Source organism: Paenibacillus sp. BR2-3 (genome assembly GCF_046529485.1).
GTDB lineage: Bacteria > Bacillota > Bacilli > Paenibacillales > Paenibacillaceae > Paenibacillus_AQ.
Map to the genome: position 1 here is coordinate 1,485,037 of NZ_CP126311.1, position 21,113 is coordinate 1,506,149.

General features: G+C 51.2%; 24 protein-coding genes. 15 read left to right on the top strand and 9 right to left on the bottom strand.

Features of this window, described 5'->3' with window-relative positions; translation table 11 throughout:
• The first annotated feature begins 12 nt into the window (after window positions 1–12).
• The 7 genes from sdhB to PaeBR_RS07085 all read left to right on the top strand — a co-directional run bounded on the left by sdhB (window position 13) and on the right by PaeBR_RS07085 (window position 5,409).
• Window positions 13–777: a succinate dehydrogenase iron-sulfur subunit gene (gene sdhB / locus PaeBR_RS07055; RefSeq protein WP_410514142.1), complete on the top strand. Its 765-nt coding sequence runs from the start codon at window positions 13–15 to the stop codon at window positions 775–777.
• A 254-nt stretch (window positions 778–1,031) separates the two neighbouring features.
• Window positions 1,032–1,838, top strand: a complete 807-nt coding sequence (locus tag PaeBR_RS07060; RefSeq protein ID WP_410514143.1) for a DUF3891 family protein — start codon at window positions 1,032–1,034, stop codon at window positions 1,836–1,838.
• Window positions 1,839–1,853: 15 nt separating this feature from the next.
• Window positions 1,854–2,369 (top strand): hypothetical protein, encoded by a 516-nt coding sequence (locus PaeBR_RS07065; RefSeq protein WP_410514144.1) that lies wholly within the window; start codon window positions 1,854–1,856, stop codon window positions 2,367–2,369.
• Window positions 2,370–2,412: 43 nt separating this feature from the next.
• Entirely contained in the window at window positions 2,413–3,525 is a 1,113-nt protein-coding gene (locus PaeBR_RS07070) for an RNA-guided endonuclease TnpB family protein (RefSeq protein ID WP_410514145.1), read from the top strand.
• 157 nt (window positions 3,526–3,682) lie between these two features.
• Window positions 3,683–3,829, top strand: a complete 147-nt coding sequence (locus PaeBR_RS07075) for an ion channel (RefSeq protein WP_410514146.1) — start codon at window positions 3,683–3,685, stop codon at window positions 3,827–3,829.
• A gap of 90 nt (window positions 3,830–3,919) precedes the next feature.
• The gene (locus PaeBR_RS07080; protein WP_410514147.1) at window positions 3,920–4,852 is read left to right on the top strand and encodes a metallophosphoesterase; all 933 of its coding nucleotides are present in this window, start codon (window positions 3,920–3,922) and stop codon (window positions 4,850–4,852) included.
• A 17-nt stretch (window positions 4,853–4,869) separates the two neighbouring features.
• Window positions 4,870–5,409, top strand: a complete 540-nt coding sequence (locus PaeBR_RS07085; protein WP_410514148.1) for a GNAT family N-acetyltransferase — start codon at window positions 4,870–4,872, stop codon at window positions 5,407–5,409.
• A 120-nt stretch (window positions 5,410–5,529) separates the two neighbouring features.
• Here the strand turns inward: PaeBR_RS07085 and PaeBR_RS07090 are convergent, their stop codons facing one another.
• The gene (locus PaeBR_RS07090) at window positions 5,530–6,339 is read right to left on the bottom strand and encodes a histidinol-phosphatase (protein ID WP_410514149.1); all 810 of its coding nucleotides are present in this window, start codon (window positions 6,337–6,339) and stop codon (window positions 5,530–5,532) included.
• 29 nt (window positions 6,340–6,368) lie between these two features.
• Complete coding sequence (locus PaeBR_RS07095; RefSeq protein WP_410514150.1) at window positions 6,369–7,271, bottom strand: LysR family transcriptional regulator; 903 nt, start codon at window positions 7,269–7,271, stop codon at window positions 6,369–6,371.
• A 286-nt stretch (window positions 7,272–7,557) separates the two neighbouring features.
• Here PaeBR_RS07095 and PaeBR_RS07100 point away from each other — a divergent pair, with 286 nt between their 5' ends.
• The 5 genes from PaeBR_RS07100 (at window position 7,558) to PaeBR_RS07120 (ending at window position 12,337) form a co-directional block, all read left to right on the top strand.
• A complete protein-coding gene (locus tag PaeBR_RS07100; protein ID WP_410514151.1) occupies window positions 7,558–8,013 on the top strand; it encodes a chemotaxis protein CheX in 456 nt (151 codons plus the stop codon).
• A 25-nt stretch (window positions 8,014–8,038) separates the two neighbouring features.
• Complete coding sequence (locus PaeBR_RS07105; protein WP_410514152.1) at window positions 8,039–8,824, top strand: SDR family NAD(P)-dependent oxidoreductase; 786 nt, start codon at window positions 8,039–8,041, stop codon at window positions 8,822–8,824.
• Window positions 8,825–8,920: 96 nt separating this feature from the next.
• Window positions 8,921–10,372: a DEAD/DEAH box helicase gene (locus PaeBR_RS07110; protein ID WP_410514153.1), complete on the top strand. Its 1,452-nt coding sequence runs from the start codon at window positions 8,921–8,923 to the stop codon at window positions 10,370–10,372.
• Window positions 10,369–11,115: an ABC transporter ATP-binding protein gene (locus PaeBR_RS07115; RefSeq protein WP_410514154.1), complete on the top strand. Its 747-nt coding sequence runs from the start codon at window positions 10,369–10,371 to the stop codon at window positions 11,113–11,115. Before PaeBR_RS07110 ends, PaeBR_RS07115 begins: the two co-directional genes overlap by 4 nt.
• A 1-nt stretch (window position 11,116) precedes the next feature.
• Window positions 11,117–12,337 carry an ABC transporter permease gene (locus tag PaeBR_RS07120; RefSeq protein ID WP_410514155.1) on the top strand — a complete coding sequence of 407 codons (1,221 nt, stop codon included), beginning with the start codon at window positions 11,117–11,119 and terminating at the stop codon, window positions 12,335–12,337.
• Between the two features lie 133 nt (window positions 12,338–12,470).
• Here PaeBR_RS07120 and PaeBR_RS07125 read toward each other — a convergent pair whose 3' ends face one another.
• From PaeBR_RS07125 to PaeBR_RS07135, 3 genes are all read right to left on the bottom strand, one after another.
• Window positions 12,471–12,581, bottom strand: a complete 111-nt coding sequence (locus tag PaeBR_RS07125) for a YjcZ family sporulation protein (RefSeq protein ID WP_410514156.1) — start codon at window positions 12,579–12,581, stop codon at window positions 12,471–12,473.
• Between the two features lie 203 nt (window positions 12,582–12,784).
• Window positions 12,785–13,084, bottom strand: coding sequence for a transposase (locus PaeBR_RS07130; RefSeq protein ID WP_410514157.1), 300 nt, complete (start codon window positions 13,082–13,084; stop codon window positions 12,785–12,787).
• A 293-nt stretch (window positions 13,085–13,377) separates the two neighbouring features.
• Window positions 13,378–14,679 (bottom strand): aminotransferase class I/II-fold pyridoxal phosphate-dependent enzyme, encoded by a 1,302-nt coding sequence (locus PaeBR_RS07135; protein WP_410515111.1) that lies wholly within the window; start codon window positions 14,677–14,679, stop codon window positions 13,378–13,380.
• 235 nt (window positions 14,680–14,914) lie between these two features.
• On the opposite strand from PaeBR_RS07135, the gene PaeBR_RS07140 reads away from it, so the two are divergent.
• From PaeBR_RS07140 to PaeBR_RS07150, 3 genes are all read left to right on the top strand, one after another.
• Window positions 14,915–15,700 carry a helix-turn-helix domain-containing protein gene (locus tag PaeBR_RS07140; RefSeq protein WP_410514158.1) on the top strand — a complete coding sequence of 262 codons (786 nt, stop codon included), beginning with the start codon at window positions 14,915–14,917 and terminating at the stop codon, window positions 15,698–15,700.
• Window positions 15,701–16,289: 589 nt separating this feature from the next.
• The gene (locus PaeBR_RS07145) at window positions 16,290–16,496 is read left to right on the top strand and encodes a hypothetical protein (RefSeq protein ID WP_410514159.1); all 207 of its coding nucleotides are present in this window, start codon (window positions 16,290–16,292) and stop codon (window positions 16,494–16,496) included.
• A 193-nt stretch (window positions 16,497–16,689) separates the two neighbouring features.
• Window positions 16,690–17,556, top strand: coding sequence for an SDR family oxidoreductase (locus PaeBR_RS07150; protein WP_410514160.1), 867 nt, complete (start codon window positions 16,690–16,692; stop codon window positions 17,554–17,556).
• A gap of 146 nt (window positions 17,557–17,702) precedes the next feature.
• On the opposite strand, the gene cysC is transcribed toward PaeBR_RS07150, so the two are convergent.
• The 4 genes from cysC to PaeBR_RS07170 form a co-directional block, all read right to left on the bottom strand.
• Window positions 17,703–18,230 (bottom strand): adenylyl-sulfate kinase, encoded by a 528-nt coding sequence (gene cysC / locus PaeBR_RS07155; RefSeq protein WP_410514161.1) that lies wholly within the window; start codon window positions 18,228–18,230, stop codon window positions 17,703–17,705.
• A gap of 33 nt (window positions 18,231–18,263) precedes the next feature.
• Window positions 18,264–18,854 carry a sulfotransferase domain-containing protein gene (locus tag PaeBR_RS07160; RefSeq protein ID WP_410514162.1) on the bottom strand — a complete coding sequence of 197 codons (591 nt, stop codon included), beginning with the start codon at window positions 18,852–18,854 and terminating at the stop codon, window positions 18,264–18,266.
• Between the two features lie 228 nt (window positions 18,855–19,082).
• Window positions 19,083–19,874 (bottom strand): archaetidylserine decarboxylase, encoded by a 792-nt coding sequence (gene asd / locus PaeBR_RS07165; RefSeq protein WP_410514163.1) that lies wholly within the window; start codon window positions 19,872–19,874, stop codon window positions 19,083–19,085.
• A gap of 99 nt (window positions 19,875–19,973) precedes the next feature.
• A complete protein-coding gene (locus PaeBR_RS07170) occupies window positions 19,974–21,059 on the bottom strand; it encodes a YheC/YheD family protein (protein WP_410514164.1) in 1,086 nt (361 codons plus the stop codon).
• Between the last annotated feature and the right edge of the window lie 54 nt (window positions 21,060–21,113).

The window sequence follows — 21,113 nt, forward strand, 5'->3', positions numbered from 1 at the left end:
GAGGTAACTTATATGGCGGAAACAGCTGCAGCTCTCAAAAACGTAAAGTTTATCATCACCCGCCAGGATGATCCGCAAGGCTCATCGTATGTGGAGGAATTTGATCTCCCTTACCGTCCCGGCATGAATGTAATCAGCGCTTTGATGGAAATCCAGCGTAATCCCGTTAATGCCAAGGGCGACAGTACGGTTCCGGTCTGCTGGGACTCCAACTGTCTGGAGGAAGTATGCGGTGCCTGCTCGATGGTTATTAACGGCAAGCCCCGCCAGGCCTGCGCCGCCCTCATAGATAATCTAGAACAGCCTGTCCGCATTGAGCCGATGTCGACCTTTCCTGTGGTGCGTGATCTTGTCATTGACCGCAGCCGGATGTTCAATGCGCTCAAAAAGGTGAAGGCCTGGATTCCGATTGATGGCACCTATGATCTGGGCCCGGGGCCGCGGATGCCGGAGAAGAAACGTCAGTGGGCCTATGAATTATCCAAATGCATGACCTGCGGCGTCTGCCTGGAGGCCTGCCCGAATGTCAATGAGAAGACCAATTTCATCGGTCCGGCAGCCATTTCCCAGGTCCGTCTGTTCAATGCCCATCCAACGGGTGAAATGAACGCTGATGACCGGCTGGAGGCACTGATGGAGGATGGCGGTATCGACGGCTGCGGCAACTCGCAGAACTGTGTGCGGGCGTGCCCGAAGGGCATTCCATTGACCACCTCTATTGCAGAAATCAACAAGCAGACCACGAAGCATATGTTCAAACGCTGGCTCGGCGTGTAATAGCACAGGACGACGTTATCACTAGAATGACCCGCAAGCGGGCAGCTTTGAAAAAAGCATGCCCGCTTGCGGGTCATTTATTTTGAAAATGGGTAACTAATTAAACTGTACCCAAAAATTCAGGTCAGGCAAACGGCTGCTTCAATGGGCTGAAGGCAGGTTCTTCCAAGAAGAATTGCAGTACCAGTATATGTTATAATCTCCATAGTTATAAGGAATCGGCGAGTACGCAGGGGATCATTGAGGAGGAATAGATGGTGATTTGTCGGGAGCATAATGGGGCCTTTGTAATGGTCAAACAGCATGATCACGGACGGCTGGCGGGTGAACTCGCGGAGCGGTTTCGTTCGCAGCAGGTGCCGGAGCCGGCACAACGCGGGGAGGTGCTGCGGGCGGTGGCTAATCATGACCGCGGCTGGATTGACCTTGACGAGACGCCCTTCTGGAATGATGCGGAGGGGGCACCCTATACCTTTATCGATTTCCCTGTGGTACCGAAGCTGACCTTCTACCATAAGGGACTGGATGAGATTGAGGCGGATACACCTTATGGGGCGCTGCTGTGCAGTCTGCATTTCGACCGTCTCATCGAAGTGTCCGGTGAAGATAGCCCGGAACTTACCCGCTACCGGGAACGTGAAGAGCAGCGCCGGGCCCGCATCCGGCGTGATCTGGAGCAGACGGACCCTATTGGTGAAAGCGAGCTCTACTATGACTGCCGGCTGCTGCAGTTCTGCGATGATCTGTCACTGTATATGGCTTTGAACGAGCCGGGGTCACCCAAGTCAGAAGAGCATCCCTGGTGGAAGGATGGCTTCTCCGGAAGTGAGGATTTTGGCTTTACGGACGGACGCCGGATTACGGCGGAGTGGCAGGGAGTCAATAAGCTGCTGCTTGACCCCTTCCCGTTCACGGAGGCTGTCTCTGTTACACTTGTGCTGCGCAGGGTTCCCAAGGCAGAGGTTGAAGCCAAAGGCATTGCGCGTGCATACAGCGATACTCCGGAAATGAAGTACCGGATTGTTGTGTCGGGCGGACGGAATACAAATAATCAGCCATAGAACAGGAGTGACGCCGTGTCTTGGTGGATTTGGACGATCAATGGAACGGTATTGCTGCTGCTGCTATTCTGGTTTTACCGGATGGAACTGAAATGGATTAGCAATGGAGTGCTCCTGATCCCGATTTTGATCTATGTTCTGATTTCGGTAGAGGATTTGCTGAACTGGATTGATTGGGGAACAATTGTCCCGGGAAATGGCGGAATGCGAAGCCTGATTTTACTATTTTGCCTGGCGTCGGTGCTGTTCTATATATTTTATATTTTTCACGAAATCAAAGAGTCGAACAGTAAAGAAGTGAAGCTGAAGCACACATTGGTGCGCATTAGCATAGCCACCTTGTCCTGCATTATTTTTTTTACAGTCGTGTATACATCGATATACAAGCTATTCGGACAGACTTCCTTTATAGGTCAAGGCTTGGGGAATGATCTGATCAGTCAGTTCATCATCTTAAGCGATAGGAGACCCGTGACTTTAGTCATGGGAGGAGATCGCTATTTTTTTCTTAGGCTCTTATTTTTTAACTGAAAAATAAGAGTATACTATTCTTAGTAAAGAAAGGAGGAAAATCATGCAGCTCACAGTAACTGCAAAACTTAAAATCAATCCCACCGAAGAGCAACAACAGAAGTTGTTGCGAACCTTTTCGGCATACCGGGCAGGATGTAATGCGGTGTCAGAAACGGTCTTTTTGACGCATCAGCTTCAGCAGCCTGTGCTGCACCGCCTGACCTACGAAGTGCTCCGTGAAGATTGGGGACTCAAATCGCAAATGGCCCAATCGGTGATGAAGACCGTCATCGCCCGCTACAAAACCAATCAAAGCAATGGGCATGCTTGGACACGTATCAGGTTTAAACGTCCTGAGTATGACCTGGTCTGGAACCGCGATTATTCGCTGGTGAAAGGGTTGTTTTCCGTCAATACGTTGGATGGACGGATCAAAGTGTCGTTTGAAACGAAGGGTATGGAACACTACTTTCGCGGGGAATGGTTGTTTGGCACCGCGAAGCTCGTTTACAAACATGGTAAATTCTTTTTGCATATTCCAATGACTAAAGAGGTTGAGGAAGCGGAACTTTCCGCCATTCGCGAAGTCGTCGGTGTCGATTTAGGAGTGAACTTTTTAGCGACTACGTTTGATTCGAAAAGAAAAACAATATTTTTTAAGGGCCGCAAAGCCAAGCATAAACGTGCTCATTTCAAAGCGCTGCGTAAACAGCTTCAGCAAAAACAAACGCCTTCTGCGCGCCGACGCCTCAAACAAATCGGTCAACGAGAAAACCGTTGGATGTCGGATGTAAATCATTCGGTATCAAAGGCACTCGTCGATTCTTACGGCAAAGACACGCTGTTTGTGCTAGAAGAGTTAACAGGCGTCCGCCAGGCGACTGAGCGTGTGCATATCCACCAGCGCTATCAAACGGTATCGTGGGCCTTTTATCAGCTTCGCCAGATGATCACGTACAAAGCCCAGTTGAGGGGGGCCAAAGTGATCGCCGTCAATCCCCAATACACCTCGCAAATGTGTCCGATGTGCGGGCACACGGCCAAAGAAAACCGCAATAAAAAGAAACATGTGTTTTGCTGCCAAAATTGCCGTTATCAATCGAACGATGACCGCATTGGCGGCATGAATCTTCAGCGCCTTGGAATCCAGTACATCGCTGAAGAAACGGCGTAAGCAGCGCTTTCGCCGCTGGGGAGCTGTCAATCTTCCCGCGTAAGCCTTAGCTTACAGATGTAACACCACGCGTGTACCAAGCGAAAAAAGATAGGAGGCGTCTACCGCCGCTTGGACTATTGGGTCGTTACAAGCTCGCGACTTTAGTCGGGAGTCATTGACTTCGTTTCTGTATTTCAGTGTGGCTACATTTACAACGGTTGGTTACGGAGATATTGCCCCGGTTGACAATACCTCGCGGCTAGTAGTCATTATGCAAATTTCTTTCAGTTTTATACGGTGGCTTACGCCCTATCCATGTTGAGCGTTTTCCGTAAAATTCTGGGCCCCGCTTCCGAAGAAGAGGTTGAGGCGGAATTGGAGATAGAGGCAGCAGGGAAGGGGGAATCGCCCTATGAACGAAACAACGCCGGGGGTTTCTCCGATGAATGCGACTGAACCAGCGTCCGGTCGCAGCCGGCCAGGTACGAAGAAGCAAGGGATCATGGAACAGAAGATATCCCGGCGGCAGTTTCTTGGAAGGGGAATTGCAGCCGTAATCGGGGCCGGGATGTTAACAGGCGGCTATGCCTGGCAGGGTGAGCCGAATTGGCTGGATATACAAAGGCTGGAGCTGACTTTCAAAGACCTGCCATCAGGCTTCGATGGAATAAAGGTGGTACATTTCAGTGATACCCATTTGGGCTTTAACAAGGATGCCGATGATTTAACTGCCCTGGTGGCCCATATCCAGGATGCCGCCCCGGAGCTTATCTGCTTTACCGGTGATATCGTCGATAGTGAGGCTGAGGATCTGATTGCCGCTGTGCCTGTATTGTCAACGCTTCACGCCCCTTTGGGCAAGTTCGCAATACTGGGCAACCATGATTACAAAAATACCCAGAAACTGACCGGTTTGTGGCGAGCGGCGGGGTTTCAGGTTCTGAGGAATGAGTCTCACCTAATCAGGCGCGGCAATGAAGCTATAGCTGTTGCCGGATTGGAAGATCTGCTTCATGGCGAACCCGATCCGCAGGCTGCGGTCAAGGGCATTCCGCAGGGAACCTTCACCATATTGCTCATGCATGAGCCGGATTATGCCGATACGGCAGAGGCGTATCCCTTTCATCTTCAGCTATCGGGACATAGTCATGGCGGACAAATTCGTCTGCCGCTGCTGGGTGCGGTGTTTACTCCTTATGGATCGCACAAATACATAGCCGGACTTTATTATACGGAAACTAAGAGAATGCCGGTATATGTCAGCCGGGGATTTGGGGAGACCTATATGCCTTTCCGGCTGTTGTGCCGGCCGGAGTTAACCGTGTTTACCCTGCGCCGGACCTAAGGGAAAGGAGAGAGAGAATGAGTACCTATGATACGATACAGTTCCCGGGGCAAAATGGAGTAGCAGTTGAGCTGAGATCCATGCTGCCGGAGGATGCCGCCGCTTTGCGGGCTCTTCTCTCTCATCCGGAACTAAGGCGGCATATTGTCATGCGACGTGAAGGATCACAAAGTGATTCTATGGACAAGCTGATGAGCCGGATGCTGCATGCCTACGATCCTTGCGCCTTGCATGCCGGTATTTATCGCGGAGGAACGGATGAGCTGATTGGAACGGTTTCCTTTCAGTGCTGGAATCGGCGTAACGGTACGGCAATTTTGGGCTACATGCTGGATCCCGCATGGTGGGGCCGCGGTTTGGCTACGGAAGCGGTTGGTTTAATGCTTTATTATGGTATAAAGGAACTGGGAATTACACAGGTGGAAGGCCGTTGCAAGGGAGATAATATCGGTTCGGAGAGGGTTATGATCAAAAACGGGATGAGGCTGGTGCGGATTATTCCTGTGGCGGGTTCATTAAGTGATGTAATTAAAGTTTTCAGATTGTTACACAAATGAAATAAAGCCGTTATCAAACTCTAACAGTGACCGGTTAAACTAAGTACATGACCCCCTTTTGAAAATATAAATGCTTTGGGACCCGAATTGTCGGGTCCATTTTTTTTGTCATTTTAAGACTTACAAGGCAACTTGTATCTTCTGGCGCTGTTTGTAGTATACCCAATGTGTAAATCCGATTTCCCGCAAACGGGCCACAACCGCCTCGTGTTCATCGGCTACCCGGGAGGGCTTGTGTGCATCGGAGCCAAAGGTAACGTCTACTCCAAAGTGCAGCGCGCGCTCCAGAATGGCGTCGGAGGGATACCAGCCGCCGCTCAGCTTGGTCTTGCCCGAGGTATTGATCTCGATGGCAACGCCGCATTCCGCAATTGTCCGCAGGCAATCATCCACCGGAGCGGGAACATGGATGTCGGCAAAAGCCGGATAGTTCCCCTTCATGGCATCAATATGCCCCAGAATTTGAAACATGCCGCTGCGTGCAGACTGGGCAATAAGGTGATAATACTCTGTTTTGACATCCATCTGCTGGTTATTGTTCAGCTTTTTCCATCGTCCCTTGTTAAAAATGCTGACTCCGCCCAGATTATGTACGGAGCCAATCACATAATCAAATGGATACGCGGATAAGGTCTTCTGATACAGCATGGCATGCTCCGGGAAAAAGTCGGATTCGATGCCGAGAAGAACGTCGATGACACCCTCATACTCTTTTTTCAGGGAGAGAACCTCGTTTACATAAGCTGCGAGCTCTGATTTGGCCATAGCGATATGCGGAAAAGCTTGCTCTGATGGACTGCCAAAGTAAGGGGTGTGATCGGAAATCCCTATAACTCCCAGACCGGCTTTAATTCCGGCTTCAATATAATCACGGATGTTCCCGTCCGCATGGCCGCAGCGGAAATGGTGCGTATGCAGGTCGAATTTCATGTCGATGACCTCTCCTTTGGGAAATGGACTCACTCCGAGCCGATGAATTGGGTTTCGGGCATACCCTTGAGATCGCTCAGGAACTGTCTCATGGCGGAGTTGACGTACTTGCCGGACTTCGTAATGACACCTACCGGATGGGTAACCTCCAGCTCGATAATGGGTACGATTTTTAGGGTGCCCAATCTTACCTCTGCAGTAACCGACCGCTTCGAAATGATTGCGGCGCCAAGATCAAGCTCGACCATCCGCTTCACTTCTTCGCTGCTTGTCAGTTCCATAATGACATGCGGCTGTATGCCGTGCTTGGCAAATACATCTTCGGCAAATCTCCGTCCCACAGTATCCGGTGAGAGCAGAATCAGCGGAGTTTTCCCCAGCGCTTCCACACCTGCGCCTTTCGATTGTGCGAGGGGATGACGTGGTGAGACCACCAGCTCGAAGGTGTCATAGTACAGGATAGAAGTGGTCATACCCGGGTTGCGACCAATCAAATAACCGATACCGACATCTACCAGCCCGTTTTCCACATATTGATATATTTGTGAAGAGGACATCGATTGTATGGATGTTTTGATGTGGGGGAACTGGTCCTGAAAGTAGGAAAGGATACGCGGCAGAATTTGAATGGCGATGGATGTGGTCGTTCCGAGAATAATATGTCCCTGAGGAGTGTCCTCAAGATCGGCCAGCCGCTGCTTAAGCTCCTCGACAATGCTCACGATTTGCTCTGCATGCTCCAGAAATACCTGGCCTCTGTCTGTTAGTGTAACAGGCTGGTTCCGGTCAACCAGCTGTGTTTTGAATTCTTCCTCAAGGCTTTTGATCTGCGCGGAAACCGCCGGTTGGGTCAGGTTCAACAGCTCTCCGGCTTTGCGGAAGCTCATGGTTTTGGAGATTGTGATCAGTGTCTCAAGCTGGCTTATGTTCATGGAATACCTCCCTTGGGGCCAAACAAATGTTAAGCCGGGTACCGTCCATGAAAGGACGGCGAAGCCGTTACTTCTTCATATATATTACGCTCAATACGGGCATTATATTAAATTATAGGAGATTACTACCTGCAGGGCAATCATACTCAGGAAAATATCTCCACAATTCCTTCCTCATAACCATTCATTTTTGGTGAATTGTGCCGATATATGGAGTATAATAAATCAATATTGCTTGGGACTTTTGGTGTATGACTAAAGCCCGGTAAAGGAGGGACAGCACTTTATGAAGGCAGAAGTAATAAATCCGTTTTTAGAATCTGCGCGTACCGTAATTGAACAGGTGATTCAGATCTCGCCGTCCACCGGTGATCTGGGTATTAAAGAGATCGAACTGATTGATAATCATATATGGATTCAAGTGGGAATGACGGGCCAGATGAGCGGAAATATCATATTCGGTATCGCGGAGGCTGTAGCACTGAAGATGGTATCGGCCATGATGGGCGGGTACGTCATCACAGAAATGGATGAAATGGGCCAGAGTGCGATTTCGGAGCTGGGCAATATGATCAGCGGGAATGCCAGTACGATTTTATCGAATCAGGGGGTAATGGTAGATATTACGCCTCCGAAACTGATGAAGTCGGAAAGCATGTCTTTTCTGCCCCGCAAGGCGCTTAGTATTCCACTAAGAATGGATGGGATCGGGGAACTGGATATTCAGGTGATGATCTCTTAATACGCATTAGGAGTTGAGCATTGGAATGCATTCCACGAAATTGATGGATAAGGTTGTTGTAATTACAGGGGCTTCAAGCGGAATTGGTGCCCTAACAGCACAGATGCTTAGCAAGCGTGGTGCGGTTCCGGTTCTGGTGGCCCGTTCAGAAGATAAGCTTAGAGAAACGGCGGCGGGGATTCAAGGGAAATATGGAATGTATACTTGTGACTTCAGGGACTCTGCCAGGGTAGAGGAGACGTTTGCGGATATTTTGCATACATACGGCCGTATCGATATTTTACTTAACAATGCCGGATATGGAAAATTTGCGGAATTTACGGAAATGCCAACCGCTGAATTCGACGATATGATGGATGTGAATTATATGGGAATTGTCCGTTGTACAAAGGCTGTAGTTCCTCATATGCTGGAGCGGGGAAGCGGACAGATCGTGAATGTGGCTTCGATGGCCGGCAAGATCGGCACCAGCAGGGCGGTAGCCTATACCGCTTCGAAGCATGCTGTGCTTGGTTTCACGAATGCGCTCCGGCAGGAGCTGCGCAAGAGCGGTATCATTATCTCCGCGGTGAACCCGGGGCCGATTGCTACCGATTTTTTCAAGATAGCGGACCCTACCGGCAATTATGAAAAGAATGTAGCGAAGATGATGATGACCCCGGAGCATGTGTCTGCCAAGATCGTGAAGACTATGGAAAAGGGCAAGGAAGAGATGGATCTTCCCGGGCTGGCGGCGATTGGTATCCGCTTGTATGGGTTATTTCCCCGCCTGGCAGATAGACTCACCTATAACGCGATGAACAGGAAATAGAATGCAGTAGATAATCAGTGGGCCTTCCATTTGGTGGAGAGGCCTTTTTGGCATATAATGAAGATATTACTCAAGGGAAAAGGATGAATTTACAATATGAACACTGGTTCTTTTACGGCGATCGGCATCGAGGAAGATCTCGCTGCCAAATTGTCCGATTTCGGTATTAATACTCCATCCCCTGTGCAGGAGCAGACCATACCTCTTCTGCTTGAAGGAAGAGACGTACTTGCCGCTTCACAAACAGGGACGGGCAAGACTCTTGCCTATCTACTCCCGCTTCTGCAGGGAATACAACCGGAGAAACGGGTCGTACAGAAGCTGGTGCTGGCGCCTACCCAGGAGCTTGCGATGCAAATTCTGCGTGAAGCGGAGCGTTACGGGGCACACCGGGGGATTGGTATGCTGGGATTAATCGGCGGAGCGGCCATCAAGCGCCAGATTGATAAGCTTCGCGAGCATCCCCAGCTTGTTGTAGGAACGCCCGGACGTGTACGCGAGCTGATTGGACTGCGTAAGCTGAAAATGCATGAGGTCACGACTATTGTTATTGATGAGGCGGATCAAATGTTCCAGCTCAGCGGGGCCGGTGAAGTGACGAAGATTGTCAGCAGTGCGCTGCGGACACGTCAGCTGGTCATGCTGTCGGCGACGATTGGCCCGGAGACGAAAGCGCTGGCTGCGCGGGAGATGAAAAATCCGGCCGAAGTCGGGATCGACCCGGGTGTGATGACGGCGCAGGGTCTGGAGCATCATTATGTCGTGACGGAGGAACGGAATAAGATAGACATGCTGCGGCGGGTGATTCGCCACTATAATCCGGATAAGGCGATTGTGTTCGTAAACGCTACAGAGGATATTGCCGAGGTTCAAGCTAAACTGGAGCATCTCGGACTGTCGGCAGCAGCCTTGTACGGCGATGCCGATAAGGTGACGCGCAGCCATGTCCTGGCCCGGTTCCGCGACGGAAAATTCCGCGTACTGGTGGCAAGCGATGTCGCTGCCAGAGGACTGGATATCGAGAATCTGTCGCTCGTGGTCAGTTTTGATCCGGCATTTGATTCGGAGCACTACGTGCACCGCGCGGGGCGCACGGGACGTATGGGACGCCGGGGCCTGTCGGTGACCATCGTTACAGAGCAGCAGACATTTATTATGCGCAAGTTCGCACGCGAGTTGAATATAGAACTTACGGAGCGTGAGATGTACGCCGGTAAAGTGCTGTCATCGGATGAAGCCCGCAGCGCTAATCGAAGCACTGGCGGGCCTTCCCGTGGCGCAAGCAGCACTCCATCCCGCCGTGAGGATTCCTCTGCGCGAAGCGTCAAGCCGCAGGCCCGGATAGCAGGAGTCGCACCGGCTACGGGTGCAGGCGCTAAGTCTGCCGCGACCTCGGCTCCAGGAAACGGGAATGCACAAGCGGGCGGGGCCTTGCCGCGGGAGCAGTCGCGGATGATGCCGAGCAAAGCGGAACGTGAGCGCAACCGCAAGAATAAAGGAGCGCCAAAGTGGTTGAAGAACAAAACGCCCAGAGGTGATGGTCAATGAGTTCAGCTCCCGTATTGCAAATTACGTGCTTAAACGGCGGGTACAGTCTGAACAGGCCTGTGCTGCATGATGTTTCACTTCAGGTCCAGCCCGGAGAAATGGTCGGACTGATCGGCTTGAACGGAGCAGGCAAAAGTACGACAATGAAGCATATTCTTGGACTCATGTCGCCGCATAAGGGTGAGATTACCGTGCAAGGCAAGACGCGGGAGGCGGATCCGGGCCGGTATCACAACGCGTTATCCTTTGTACCGGAATCCCCCTTGCTGTACGAAGAACTGACTGTTCGTGAGCATGTTGAATTTACAGCCCGTGCATACGGTATCGATCGCGGCGATTACGAGTCACGCAGCAGTCATCTGGCCGCACTGTTTCATATGGAGGATAAAATGGATAGCCTGTCTGCTCATTTATCCAAAGGAATGAAACAGAAGGTAATGATTATGTGTGCCTTCGTCGCACGTCCGGCATTGTATGTGATCGATGAGCCATTCCTCGGCCTTGATCCGCTGGGCATTCGTTCCCTGCTTGATTTCATGCTGGAGCTGAAGAAGGGCGGGGCGTCGATCCTGCTCAGCTCCCATATTCTCTCTACCATCGAGAATTACTGCGACCGCTTTATTGTGCTGCATCAAGGCCAGGTGATCGCCCAGGGCACCCTCAAGGAAATGGCTACGGCAGCCGGACAGCAGGGGCTGTCCTTGGAGCAGCTGTTCTATGAGCTGGTTCAGGGAGGTAACTGATATGGATTTGAAGCAGCTGCACCGGGAGCGGCGCGGCCGGTTCATGGGAAGCTTACTGCCTTATGTAGGTTATATTATCCAAAGCGGAGTAGCGATGGTGTTCCTGTTCGTGCTGATCGCCTTCTCCGCCTGGTATACTTCACTGCTGGGAAATCCGCCGGCAGGCATACCCATCCGTTGGATTATGCTGGCGCTGCTGCTGCCTGCGGCAGTTCACAGCAGCTTCCGGACGTATTTGCAGAGTCCGGATACCATATTCCTCTTGCCCCAGGGTCACCGGATGAGAGAGTATTTCCTGCCGGTATGGGTAAGCGGTATTCTATGGAAGGTTCTGCGGCTTGCGTTTATTCTTATCACATTATGGCCTCTCTACATACGTACTGAAGGCGTGCCGAAGCAGCTGTTGGCAACGGCCTTGCTGCTGCTTGGTGTTAAACTGCTCTCAAGCTATAGCTTCTGGCGGGAGCAAGCGATGATATCGGGAGCGGCCTCCAAGGCCTTCACCCTTCTACGTTGGGCAGCAGGCGGTTTGATAATAGCGGCCTGGCTGTGGCAGCCGGCCGGACGGGGCTTGATCTTCATCGCACTGCTGACTGCCGCTTATATAGCGGCCCTGTCCGTTCCCGGACGCCACGCTGTACCATGGGAGAAGCTCATTGCGACGGAGAAGAATCAAGGTGCACGGGCACTTATGATTCTGGGCTGGTTCGTGGACGTGCCGGGACGTGAACAACGCGTATATTCCCGGCGTTTACTCTCCGGGTGGGGAGGCAGCATCCCTTGGCGGAGGGAGACCGCCTATCGCTATCTGCTCACAAAAAGCTTTGCGCGCGGAGACGTCTTCGGCATTGTGCTGCGTATGGGTCTGCTGTCCCTGTTGCTCAACTGGTGGAACCGGAGCAGCCTTATCGGCAGTGCCATTTATTTATTCTTTCTGTTCGTGATCGGGATTCAGCTGTCAGCACTGCGTAAATTGCACAGTGAATCGTTCTGGCTGACCGTCTACCCGCTGCCGGAAGGCACCCGGGGTCGGAATACCGTACAATTTATATTTTATATCCTCCTCTTAGGAGCATTGCTGATGTGGCTTCCTTTCCTGGCTGCTGCCGGAGAGCGTCCGCTGCCGGTAGCGGGAACGCTAATCGCAGGTTTAGTGATGGCCTATCTGTTCAAAAGCTTCTTGTCCCGCAAGGCGGCACGCTTCGAGGATGAAGATGTATAGCAAAAACAAAGGGTGCCCCAGCAGCCATTCATCACATGGCTTATGGGGCACCCTCGTTTTATTTATTACAAATGGTGTGAACACGATTAGTGGGGAGAGAGCGGCGCTCCCTCCCCGGGATTGCTCCTCTTAATTAGACAAAAAGAGAACGGCTGATGATAACTAAAAGGATAAAAAGAACCAGGATTGCACCAGTGCTGGTAAATCCGCCGTATCCGTATCCGCCTCTTGCTTCTTCGCTCATGTTCATTCCCCTTTCACGATGAGTAGTTGTTGTACTTGATCTGTACACGGTATTGTATGTGCGGAGGGAGAAACGTGTATAGGCCAATGACGGTGCAGTGAGACAAAAAAAGGTTCCATCTACAAAGTAATGCTCCAGAGAGACGTACTTTTCGTCGGCCAAGAATTGAAGCAAGGCGGTAAATACGGATTCGAGGACATCTTTCATCCGCTGGGAACGGAAACGGTTGATTTGATGGTGCGGAAATCTGGACGCTGCCGACCGGCCAACCACATGAAAGGGATGGTTTCCCGAACGGCTTTAGCCATCTGGCGGGACGGATAAATCCGCTGGGTATAAATAATGACTTTGGTTAACATTTTGGGGTGATAGCTGTCGCGGCCGCCACCGGGATAGGCTGCGGTAAAGAGAGAATCTTCCAGTCGATTCACGGCTGCATTGACGACTCGAACGAGGTGATTTGACGGAATATCTTCTTCTAAATCCATTGGCAGGTTTACCAAAGCGCGATTTCTTTTTTGTGATTTTAAAGAAGATTTGGGAGTAAGGGTTTCCGCTAAAAGCAGCGGAGAGGATGGAACGATTGCGGAAAAGCGGCAGCGGTCGCCTTGCTCTCCGGATTTTTACCGTTAAGGGAAATAAATAAAATCTGGAGAGCACAGCGATTGGAGCAACGGTCCGTTCGCGGAGCGTCCATCTAACACCCACTTAAATCCTACTCACAAAGTAAAGGGTGTCCCGGCAGCCATTTCCATGGCTACCGGGACACTCCCTTGAAATTCCATATATCGGCGAATCAGGCTTTCTCCAGGTCGCGAATTCCCGAATAGACAAGATCGAATAAATCCTCCAGGTTCTCCTCTTCGATACAGGAGAAGGCAATCCGGAGATCGGTCTCGCCAAGTGCGATGGTACCCAGCCCGTAATTGTGGATCAGGTGGAGACGCAGAGCTTCTGCGGAAACGGTGTGCAGCTTAAGACACATGAAATAACCGGAATTGAACGGGTAATAGGTCCATACATCATCCCCGTACTTCCCGCTGTCAAGCAAAGCCTTTACTTTATTGGCGCGGCCTTTCATGATCTGGAACTTCTCTTCCTTCTGTTCGGAAAATTCCGGCGACTTGAGCGCTTCAAGCACGAAGGTCTGGGAAGGATGAGCGCCGCTGGAAATCGTGGCCCGAATGATACCAAGCGTTTTTTGTTCCAGGGCAGCGAGCAGTTCCTTGTTATCCGATGCGTACGTAATAAATCCGACACGGAATCCCCATACGAATTCCTCTTTGGTCGCACCGTCAATCTTGACGGCGAGAATACGCGGATGCAGGTTGGCCAGCTGGCCGAATAGTGATTCCTTAAGCGAGTCCTCGAAAAAGAGACCGAAGTAAGCATCATCGCTGACAACAACGACATTGATACCGGCTTCCGCCGCAACCAGGACCGCTGCGACGATTTCTTCCCCTTCTTCTCTGCTCGGAGTATAGCCTGTCGGGTTGTTCGGGAAGTTAAGCAGCACAATGGCTTTGCCTTTATCTTTCTGGGCCAGGAGGGCATCGGTCAGTCCTGCACTGTTAAACTTGAAATCCTCTGTGAAAAGCGGATAGTTAACGATTTCGCCATGACGGCGGATGCCGAAGGTCAGCTCGTAGTTCTCCCAATTTTTGTCGGGATAGATAATGGCGTCACCTTGCTCTGCAAACAAATCTGCGACAATACTAAGGCCATGTGTCAAAGCGTTGGTAACGACAGGATTGCTGAATGACTTACCTTCAAGGGAAGGATTCTCACGCAGCATCTTCTCACGCCATACCGTGCGCAGCTCGGGTTTGCCTGCCGGAGGGGCGTAGCCGTAAAGATCTTTCGGGTGGAAAGCGGACAGTTTGTCCTGAATAACGCCGAGGTGCATAGGAATCCCTTTTTCGGTAGCAATACCGATCGTAGCATTGTACTTTTTGGCATGAGCGGCTGCTTCCGCAGACTGGCTCAGAATTCCCTCTTTTGGAAAATAAATTTCCTTGCCGAGCGTAGAGAGCATTTCGTATACATGTACATTTCCGGACTTGATACTTTCATTCAATTGTCCAGCAAGTTGGTTCATCATTTTCATCCTTCCGGTATCTTGGGGATACATACTGCTAACATTGCCTAACATTATAACATCGCAGAATGCAACCGTCACTTACGAAAGCGCGTAATTTTCAAAATAGTTTGCGAATATTATTCCGTAGCCGGGACATGTATGAGCATCGTCGTCTGGTCCTCGCATGGAATGATGTGCAAAATGTCACGTGACACGGTATGATGGTGGATATAAACGTTCAGGGGGGAAGAGTATGCTGCATGCATCGCCGTCCTCTTTTGTCATCCTGCCTGCCCTTGCCAAAATTGTGTGTGAGCCGGGATGGAAATGGCAAAAAAGAGAGAAGCCGCTGCAAAATTACGATTTATTCTATGTTTGGAGCGGGGAAGGTACGGTTGTGCGCGGGGGTGTTTCTTATCAAGTCGGGAAAGGAAGCTGCTTTCTGTTCCGGCCTGGCGACCATACAAGTGCGACACATCATCCGCAAAAGCCGCTTGTGCTTACATATATTCATTTCGATGTGACCGAAGAAGTCAAGGATATCCCTCTCCCTTACAGGGAGCTTACGGAGACGGTGGAATTCGAGCATATGCTCGCCCGGTATGTGCGCCTGTTTCTGGTCAAGACCTTTGCCGCTAAAGAGGAGGGACAACTGATTCTGAAGCAGCTGATGATTCATCTGCTGCGGGAGGATCGGGTGATGCCCGTGGAGCGCAATGCCAGCAATCAGCTGACGGAAGTGATCCACGAAGTAGCGAACTATGTAAGCCAGCATCCCGGCGCATCGCACAGGGTGGAGGATCTGGCTGCCCGTGCGGGGCTGTCACCGCGTTATTTTTCGATTAAATTTAAGGAGCTAATTGGGTCCTCTGTCCAGTCTTATGTGATCCGTGCCCGTATTGAACGTGCCCAGCATTTGCTACTGTACGCCGGAATGAATGTGACCGAGGTGGCGGATGCGCTGGGTTACCGGGACATTTTCTTTTTCAGCCGCCAATTCAAGCAGCATACAGGTAAAAGCCCGTCCGAGATCCGCTGAGGCTGGGCCTTGTTTCAATATTTTAATGCACGGGTAAATACGTTGGAACCTAGTTTACAGAGATTTTACAAATCAACTGGGAAGGGGAGACTCATGGCGATGATCAACAGACGCCGAATTTGCAATATAGACTACAGGGCTGGAGGCGGGGGAATTTTTAGAAACCGCTTACGGCGTTCGAAGCCAGGCGGTATAGCGAACCATCACTGGTTCTGATTAAGCCGTATTAACCTTACAAATGAAGCTATATAAGTTGAACTAAAGAATACCGGCTCAAAACCAAAATCAGCGGTTGACCGATCGTGAATCAAGCGAATAAGGGTTCGGAGAGGCCCTCCGATCGCTGTTATAGCCGAAAACTATCGTATCTCCAGAATTCCCGTAGGGCCTCCGCTGTGTTGGCGCGTTATTAAATAACGGGAATTTCTCATCTTAATGGAGACGTAACACTCTCACGAAATGAATTAAAGGGAGTTTCTCCCTCTAATGTGAGTGTTCGCCTCATTATTGCTGGATTTAGAGGTATAATTTCCCTTTAATTCTCTTGAAAACGGTTTATTGTCTGAAATAAAGGGAGTTTTTCCTGCTATTGCTATACGCCAAGGCAAGGCCAGTAAACCAAAGAGCCGAGCTTGAGATGGACCTGAAGGGTTCACTGAACGAGCAGAGAGGACGGAACGATTGCCGAAAAGCGGCAGCGGTCGCATGGGTCTCCGGATTTCAACCGGGACAGCGGTATGCCTCAAGAAATCTGGAGATGGACAGCGGCCGGAAGTCCAACATTCGCTGTAGTTAGCAAGTAAATCCATTTTAGAAAATTCATAAGTTCAACTTATATAATAAGAATATATGCAAGGGCCGGGACCTTCAAGGTACCCGGTTCTTTATGTTGTGCGAAACCGGGATTGAAGCCGAGGTTGAAGAGCCAGGCTGCCTATGACAGAATACAAGGGTACAGCTGCTGTTCAGTTACCGGGAGGATGATGTTTATGAGGAGAATAATACCGGCAGGGGATCACCCGACAGCACTAGTTACCGGCACTTCGTCGGGGTTCGGGCTGCTGATCAGCTTGGAACTGGCGAAGAGGGGCTTTAAGGTAGCGGCCGGGATGCGCAGACCACAGGCTGCAGATAAGCTGATGGAGGCTGCGGAGCTGGCGGGAGTCGCCGGGAATATTTCGGTCATCGAGATGGATATTACAAATGAGAATCAGGTTCTGGCGGCAGTAGAAGAAGCAAAGAAACTATTCGGCACCATCGATGTGCTTGTCAATAATGCGGGCGGTGTATGGGGCGGTTTCGCGGAAGAGGTGCCGCTTAATCTATGGCGGGAGCAGATGGAGACAAACTTCATCGGTAATGTCAGCGTGACCCGGGCGGTGCTTCCCTTGATGCGGACTCAGGGCCGGGGGAAGATTATCCAGATGAGCAGTATCAGCGGATTGATCGGATTTCCCGGGTTCGGACCGTATGCAGCCTCCAAGTTTGCGCTGGAGGGCTTCAGCGAATGCCTTGCGCTGGAGGTGAAGCCTTATGGCATCGACGTGGTTCTGGTAGAGCCGGGCTCGTATGGGACAGATATATGGGAAAAGGGCTTCGCGGCCATGCAGGCCCCGCCCCATTCTCCCTACCTGAGCATGCTGGAGTCTGTGCTCGCTTACGCCCGGCGCAGCGCTTCTGCCAGCGGCAATCCGCAGGAGGTAGCGGATCTGGTAGGCGATATTGCCTGCTCGCGCCGTCCACGCTTCCGCTATATGCTGCCCCGGTCCACGGTGTGGACCGCCCGCGGCAGGAAGTGGCTGCCGGACTCCCTATTCCGCATTGTTCTTATGTCTGCACTGAAGCGCAAGGCTTAGGAGGGGAGGGAGGTTCCTTGGTTTTATTGTTGCGGACAGCATCTGCGCGTCATGGCTCCAGAGCTGTGCGGGCTCACCACTCTCCCAAAATAATAAACAAAAACCAGCCGCCCGCTTAATTTGCAGACGGCTGGTTTACGTAGATGCTATCCAATAAATCCATTCGTTTTCAGGTATTCCATGACGCGGGCGGCGCTTTGATTGATCGTCTCCTGATCGGTGTATAACACGAGTTCTGGAAATTCCGGATCCTCGAACGGATCGGATACTCCGGTAAAATGTTGAATTTCTCCGCTGAACGCTTTCTTATAAAGCCCCTTCACATCCCGCCTTGCGCATTCTTCCAGCGGACAGCGGACATATACTTCCGCGAATGATCCGATCGATGCTCGAGCCGATTCCCGCATTGACTTGTAGGGTGAAACAAATGAAGCGAGCACAATGACGCCGTTACGAGTTAAAAGACGAGCGACATAAGCAGCCGTCGCCACATTCTTCCGGCGGTCGTCTTTGGAAAAGCCGAGCCCTGCATTCAGCTGCTCTCTCATCTTGTCGCCATCCAGCAACTCAACCTTCAAACCGCGAAGCTTCAACAGACGGCCGACTTCAAGGCATACTGTAGTTTTGCCGGCTCCTGACAGTCCTGTGAACCACAGGGTCACTCCTTTCTGCAAGGGTCTCCTCTCCTCTCCTTTGTCTGCTTCACTTCACCAATCATTGTTTTTTTCGTATCCGTCTGCGATTAGCCATTTTCCCGCAGTTTGTTTAACGATTTGCTTCACTTCGTCGTCAAACTCATGCTTCCATTCGCCGCTGACGCCTTTGCGAAATGTCAGGGAATTCGATGGATCGATACGGCTCTCCATCGCATTCAACACCGCTCGAAGCGATTGCCGGGCCAGTATATTTCCCGAGAGAAAACGCAGCAATCGTTCCAGCGCTTTCCGGCGGGTCGCTTTTGAAGTCATCAGCTGCTCAAAAGTCAGTCTGCACACATCCTCATGATTCGACCAGCCGTGAAATTGCTGATACCATGATCCGATGTCCGGATATTGAACGGTTTCGGTACGAACCCCCTGTATGAGCGCCAGAAATTGCTCTTTACGGCTTCCGAGCTGAAGCATATGCTCCCGGAGGGGGTGGTAAAGATAAGGGCCGGAAATAAAGTAGGTATACGATACAACGATATCCCGCAAATCGCGAGTCAGGAATACATGCTTGATATTATTGCGCTTCAGCATGTCGGCATAATCAGGTGAATAGTACACATGACCCGATACAAAATTGCCTTGCTCCAACCTCCTGAAGATGGTTTCATGCGGATTGAGGTCGCGCGGATACCCATGAAAAATGGGTTTGTACTGTAACGTATGCTTATCCGGCACCTTTGGAATCGGACAAATACCAGAAATTAGCCTGTACATTTTTCAAAGGGGTGAATACTCAAACTGTCCACAAAAAGAAGAGGCTGCCCCATAAAGCCGTTTTTAACGACCTTTTGGGACAGCCTCTTTCTGGTTTTCAATCTACTGGGGAGGATGCAGAGTTCCCAGCCACTCGCCCATCTTCACCTTGGTATCCGCCGCCAGACCCGGACGCGGGGTAAAGGTTCCGGTCTCCGTAAGCAGCACTACAGTTGATCCGAACTCGAAATAGGCAAGATCAGCACCCTTCTGCCAGGCTTCTGCGTTGTCATCCGAGTAGCGGATACTGCTGACGTTCATGGCGCCCACCTTCACGACTGCGGCTTCTCCGTAGTCCCCCGCAATATAAGTAATGAGCCGTTCATTGCGGCTCAGCACGCTCTTCATGTGTCTCATGCCGAATTCGTTGACAGGATATGCACGGCCCCGGACATAATCACTCTCAGCCTTGCGCCCCTTAAGAGGCGAATGGATTCGGTGATAATCGGTGGGGCTCAAATAAAGCACAAAAAAGAAGCCTTTCTTGTAAAGCTCCAGATGCGGAGAGTGATTAAGCAGATCCTCCAGCTGATAATCCTGTCCTTTTACATTCATAATCGTTCCTGCCGTAATGTCTCCCATCGCGGTTATCATTGCATCCACAGGGCTGACCAGAGCATCCGGCTCTGCTGCAACAGGCCGCATTCCGGACTTCAGCCGGCGGCTGAAAAATTCATTAAGGGAACGGTATTCTTCAGGGTTCTTCTCCGCTTCAGCAGCGGGAATATGATAAATACGAATAAATGCCGGGATAAAAAAGCGGCTGAGTCTGCTGTGGGACAAATAACCCATCAGCCTGGAAAGCCATCTGCGTGAGGACAGCTCGGTCATCAGCCGCAAAAATTGTTTAACCATGCCCATCTCCCTTCCATAATGCAGCAGTACGGTCCTTATGGATAGACTGTCTCCGCTCTGCATTATATTGACATAGAATAGAAGACAAATCAATAAAAGTTATCCCCGTTCAACCCTTTCCAGCAAATAACGGGCATAGCTCATGGGCCGGTTGTAGCTCTCCTTCCACGTCTCTGCAAGCCCTGCCTTGTGAAATCCATAACGCTGATCGCGGCCGTTGCATTCAATGAAATAAGGATGCCCTTCTCCCGTGATGCCGATATCCAGTCCGATATCGGCCAAACCGGGGAGACTCTGCTCAAGACACCGAGCGATTGCGAGTCCCAAACTCCCGGCGGACATCCGGATATTCGAAGCTTTCTCTCCGGAAAAGACGCGCTCCAGAGCCAACGAAGAGGGGACTGCTTCGCCGCCCCGGGCGATATTGGAGACAAAGCCTCCCGGTGGAGCAAGCTTGGCGAAGAGACCGGTTATCTGCCACTCTCCTCCCCACCCGCGCTGTACCGTGACGCGCAGATCGAAAGGGCGGCCTGTAATCTCTGCAAGCGGAATACGCTCCTGTACCAGATAGGGGACGACAGCAAGACGATGCAGCAGCTGCCTTGGCAGGGCATCCTGATCTATGGGGACACTTACCCAGCGCCTTGCCAATTGCGATCTGTAGCTCCAGCTCCAGCCCCCGTTTTCCCTACGGGTCAAGCGCATGACTCCATTTCCTACACTTCCGCGGCAGGGCTTCAGAATGAGATCCGGGAACCGGGTCATCATGTACTTCAATCCGCTCATTCCCTTTTCAGTTGCCGGCAGGAAACGGCGCAGCTCAGGATTTAGTCCAAGCAGCTCATGAATTACATCTTTTCCGTAACGGTTACACGTATTGAACACCAATGGTCCCTTGCGGATTAGCTGCTCCATTCCGGCATTCTCCCGGCTGTAAATAGCCCGGTTGTGAATGACATCCGGTATCGGAATAACCGTTCTCCGGTATCCTTGGGACTCTTTTATATAGGCATAGCAGAATCCTGAATGTGTATCTATATCTTCCAACTTCAGGTAGCAAGGGGTCATGTCATATACGGAGGCGGCTTCCTCATAATTCAAAAGGGATTCCTGTCCCGTTTTTCGCCGGGGAATGCCCCGGTGCATAGCGGAATTAAGCAGTATTCCGACGCGCTTGCGCCCCATGTTGGTCCCTCCTGTCATCCTCTGTCGTTCCGGCGGTTCCCTACTACTACAGTC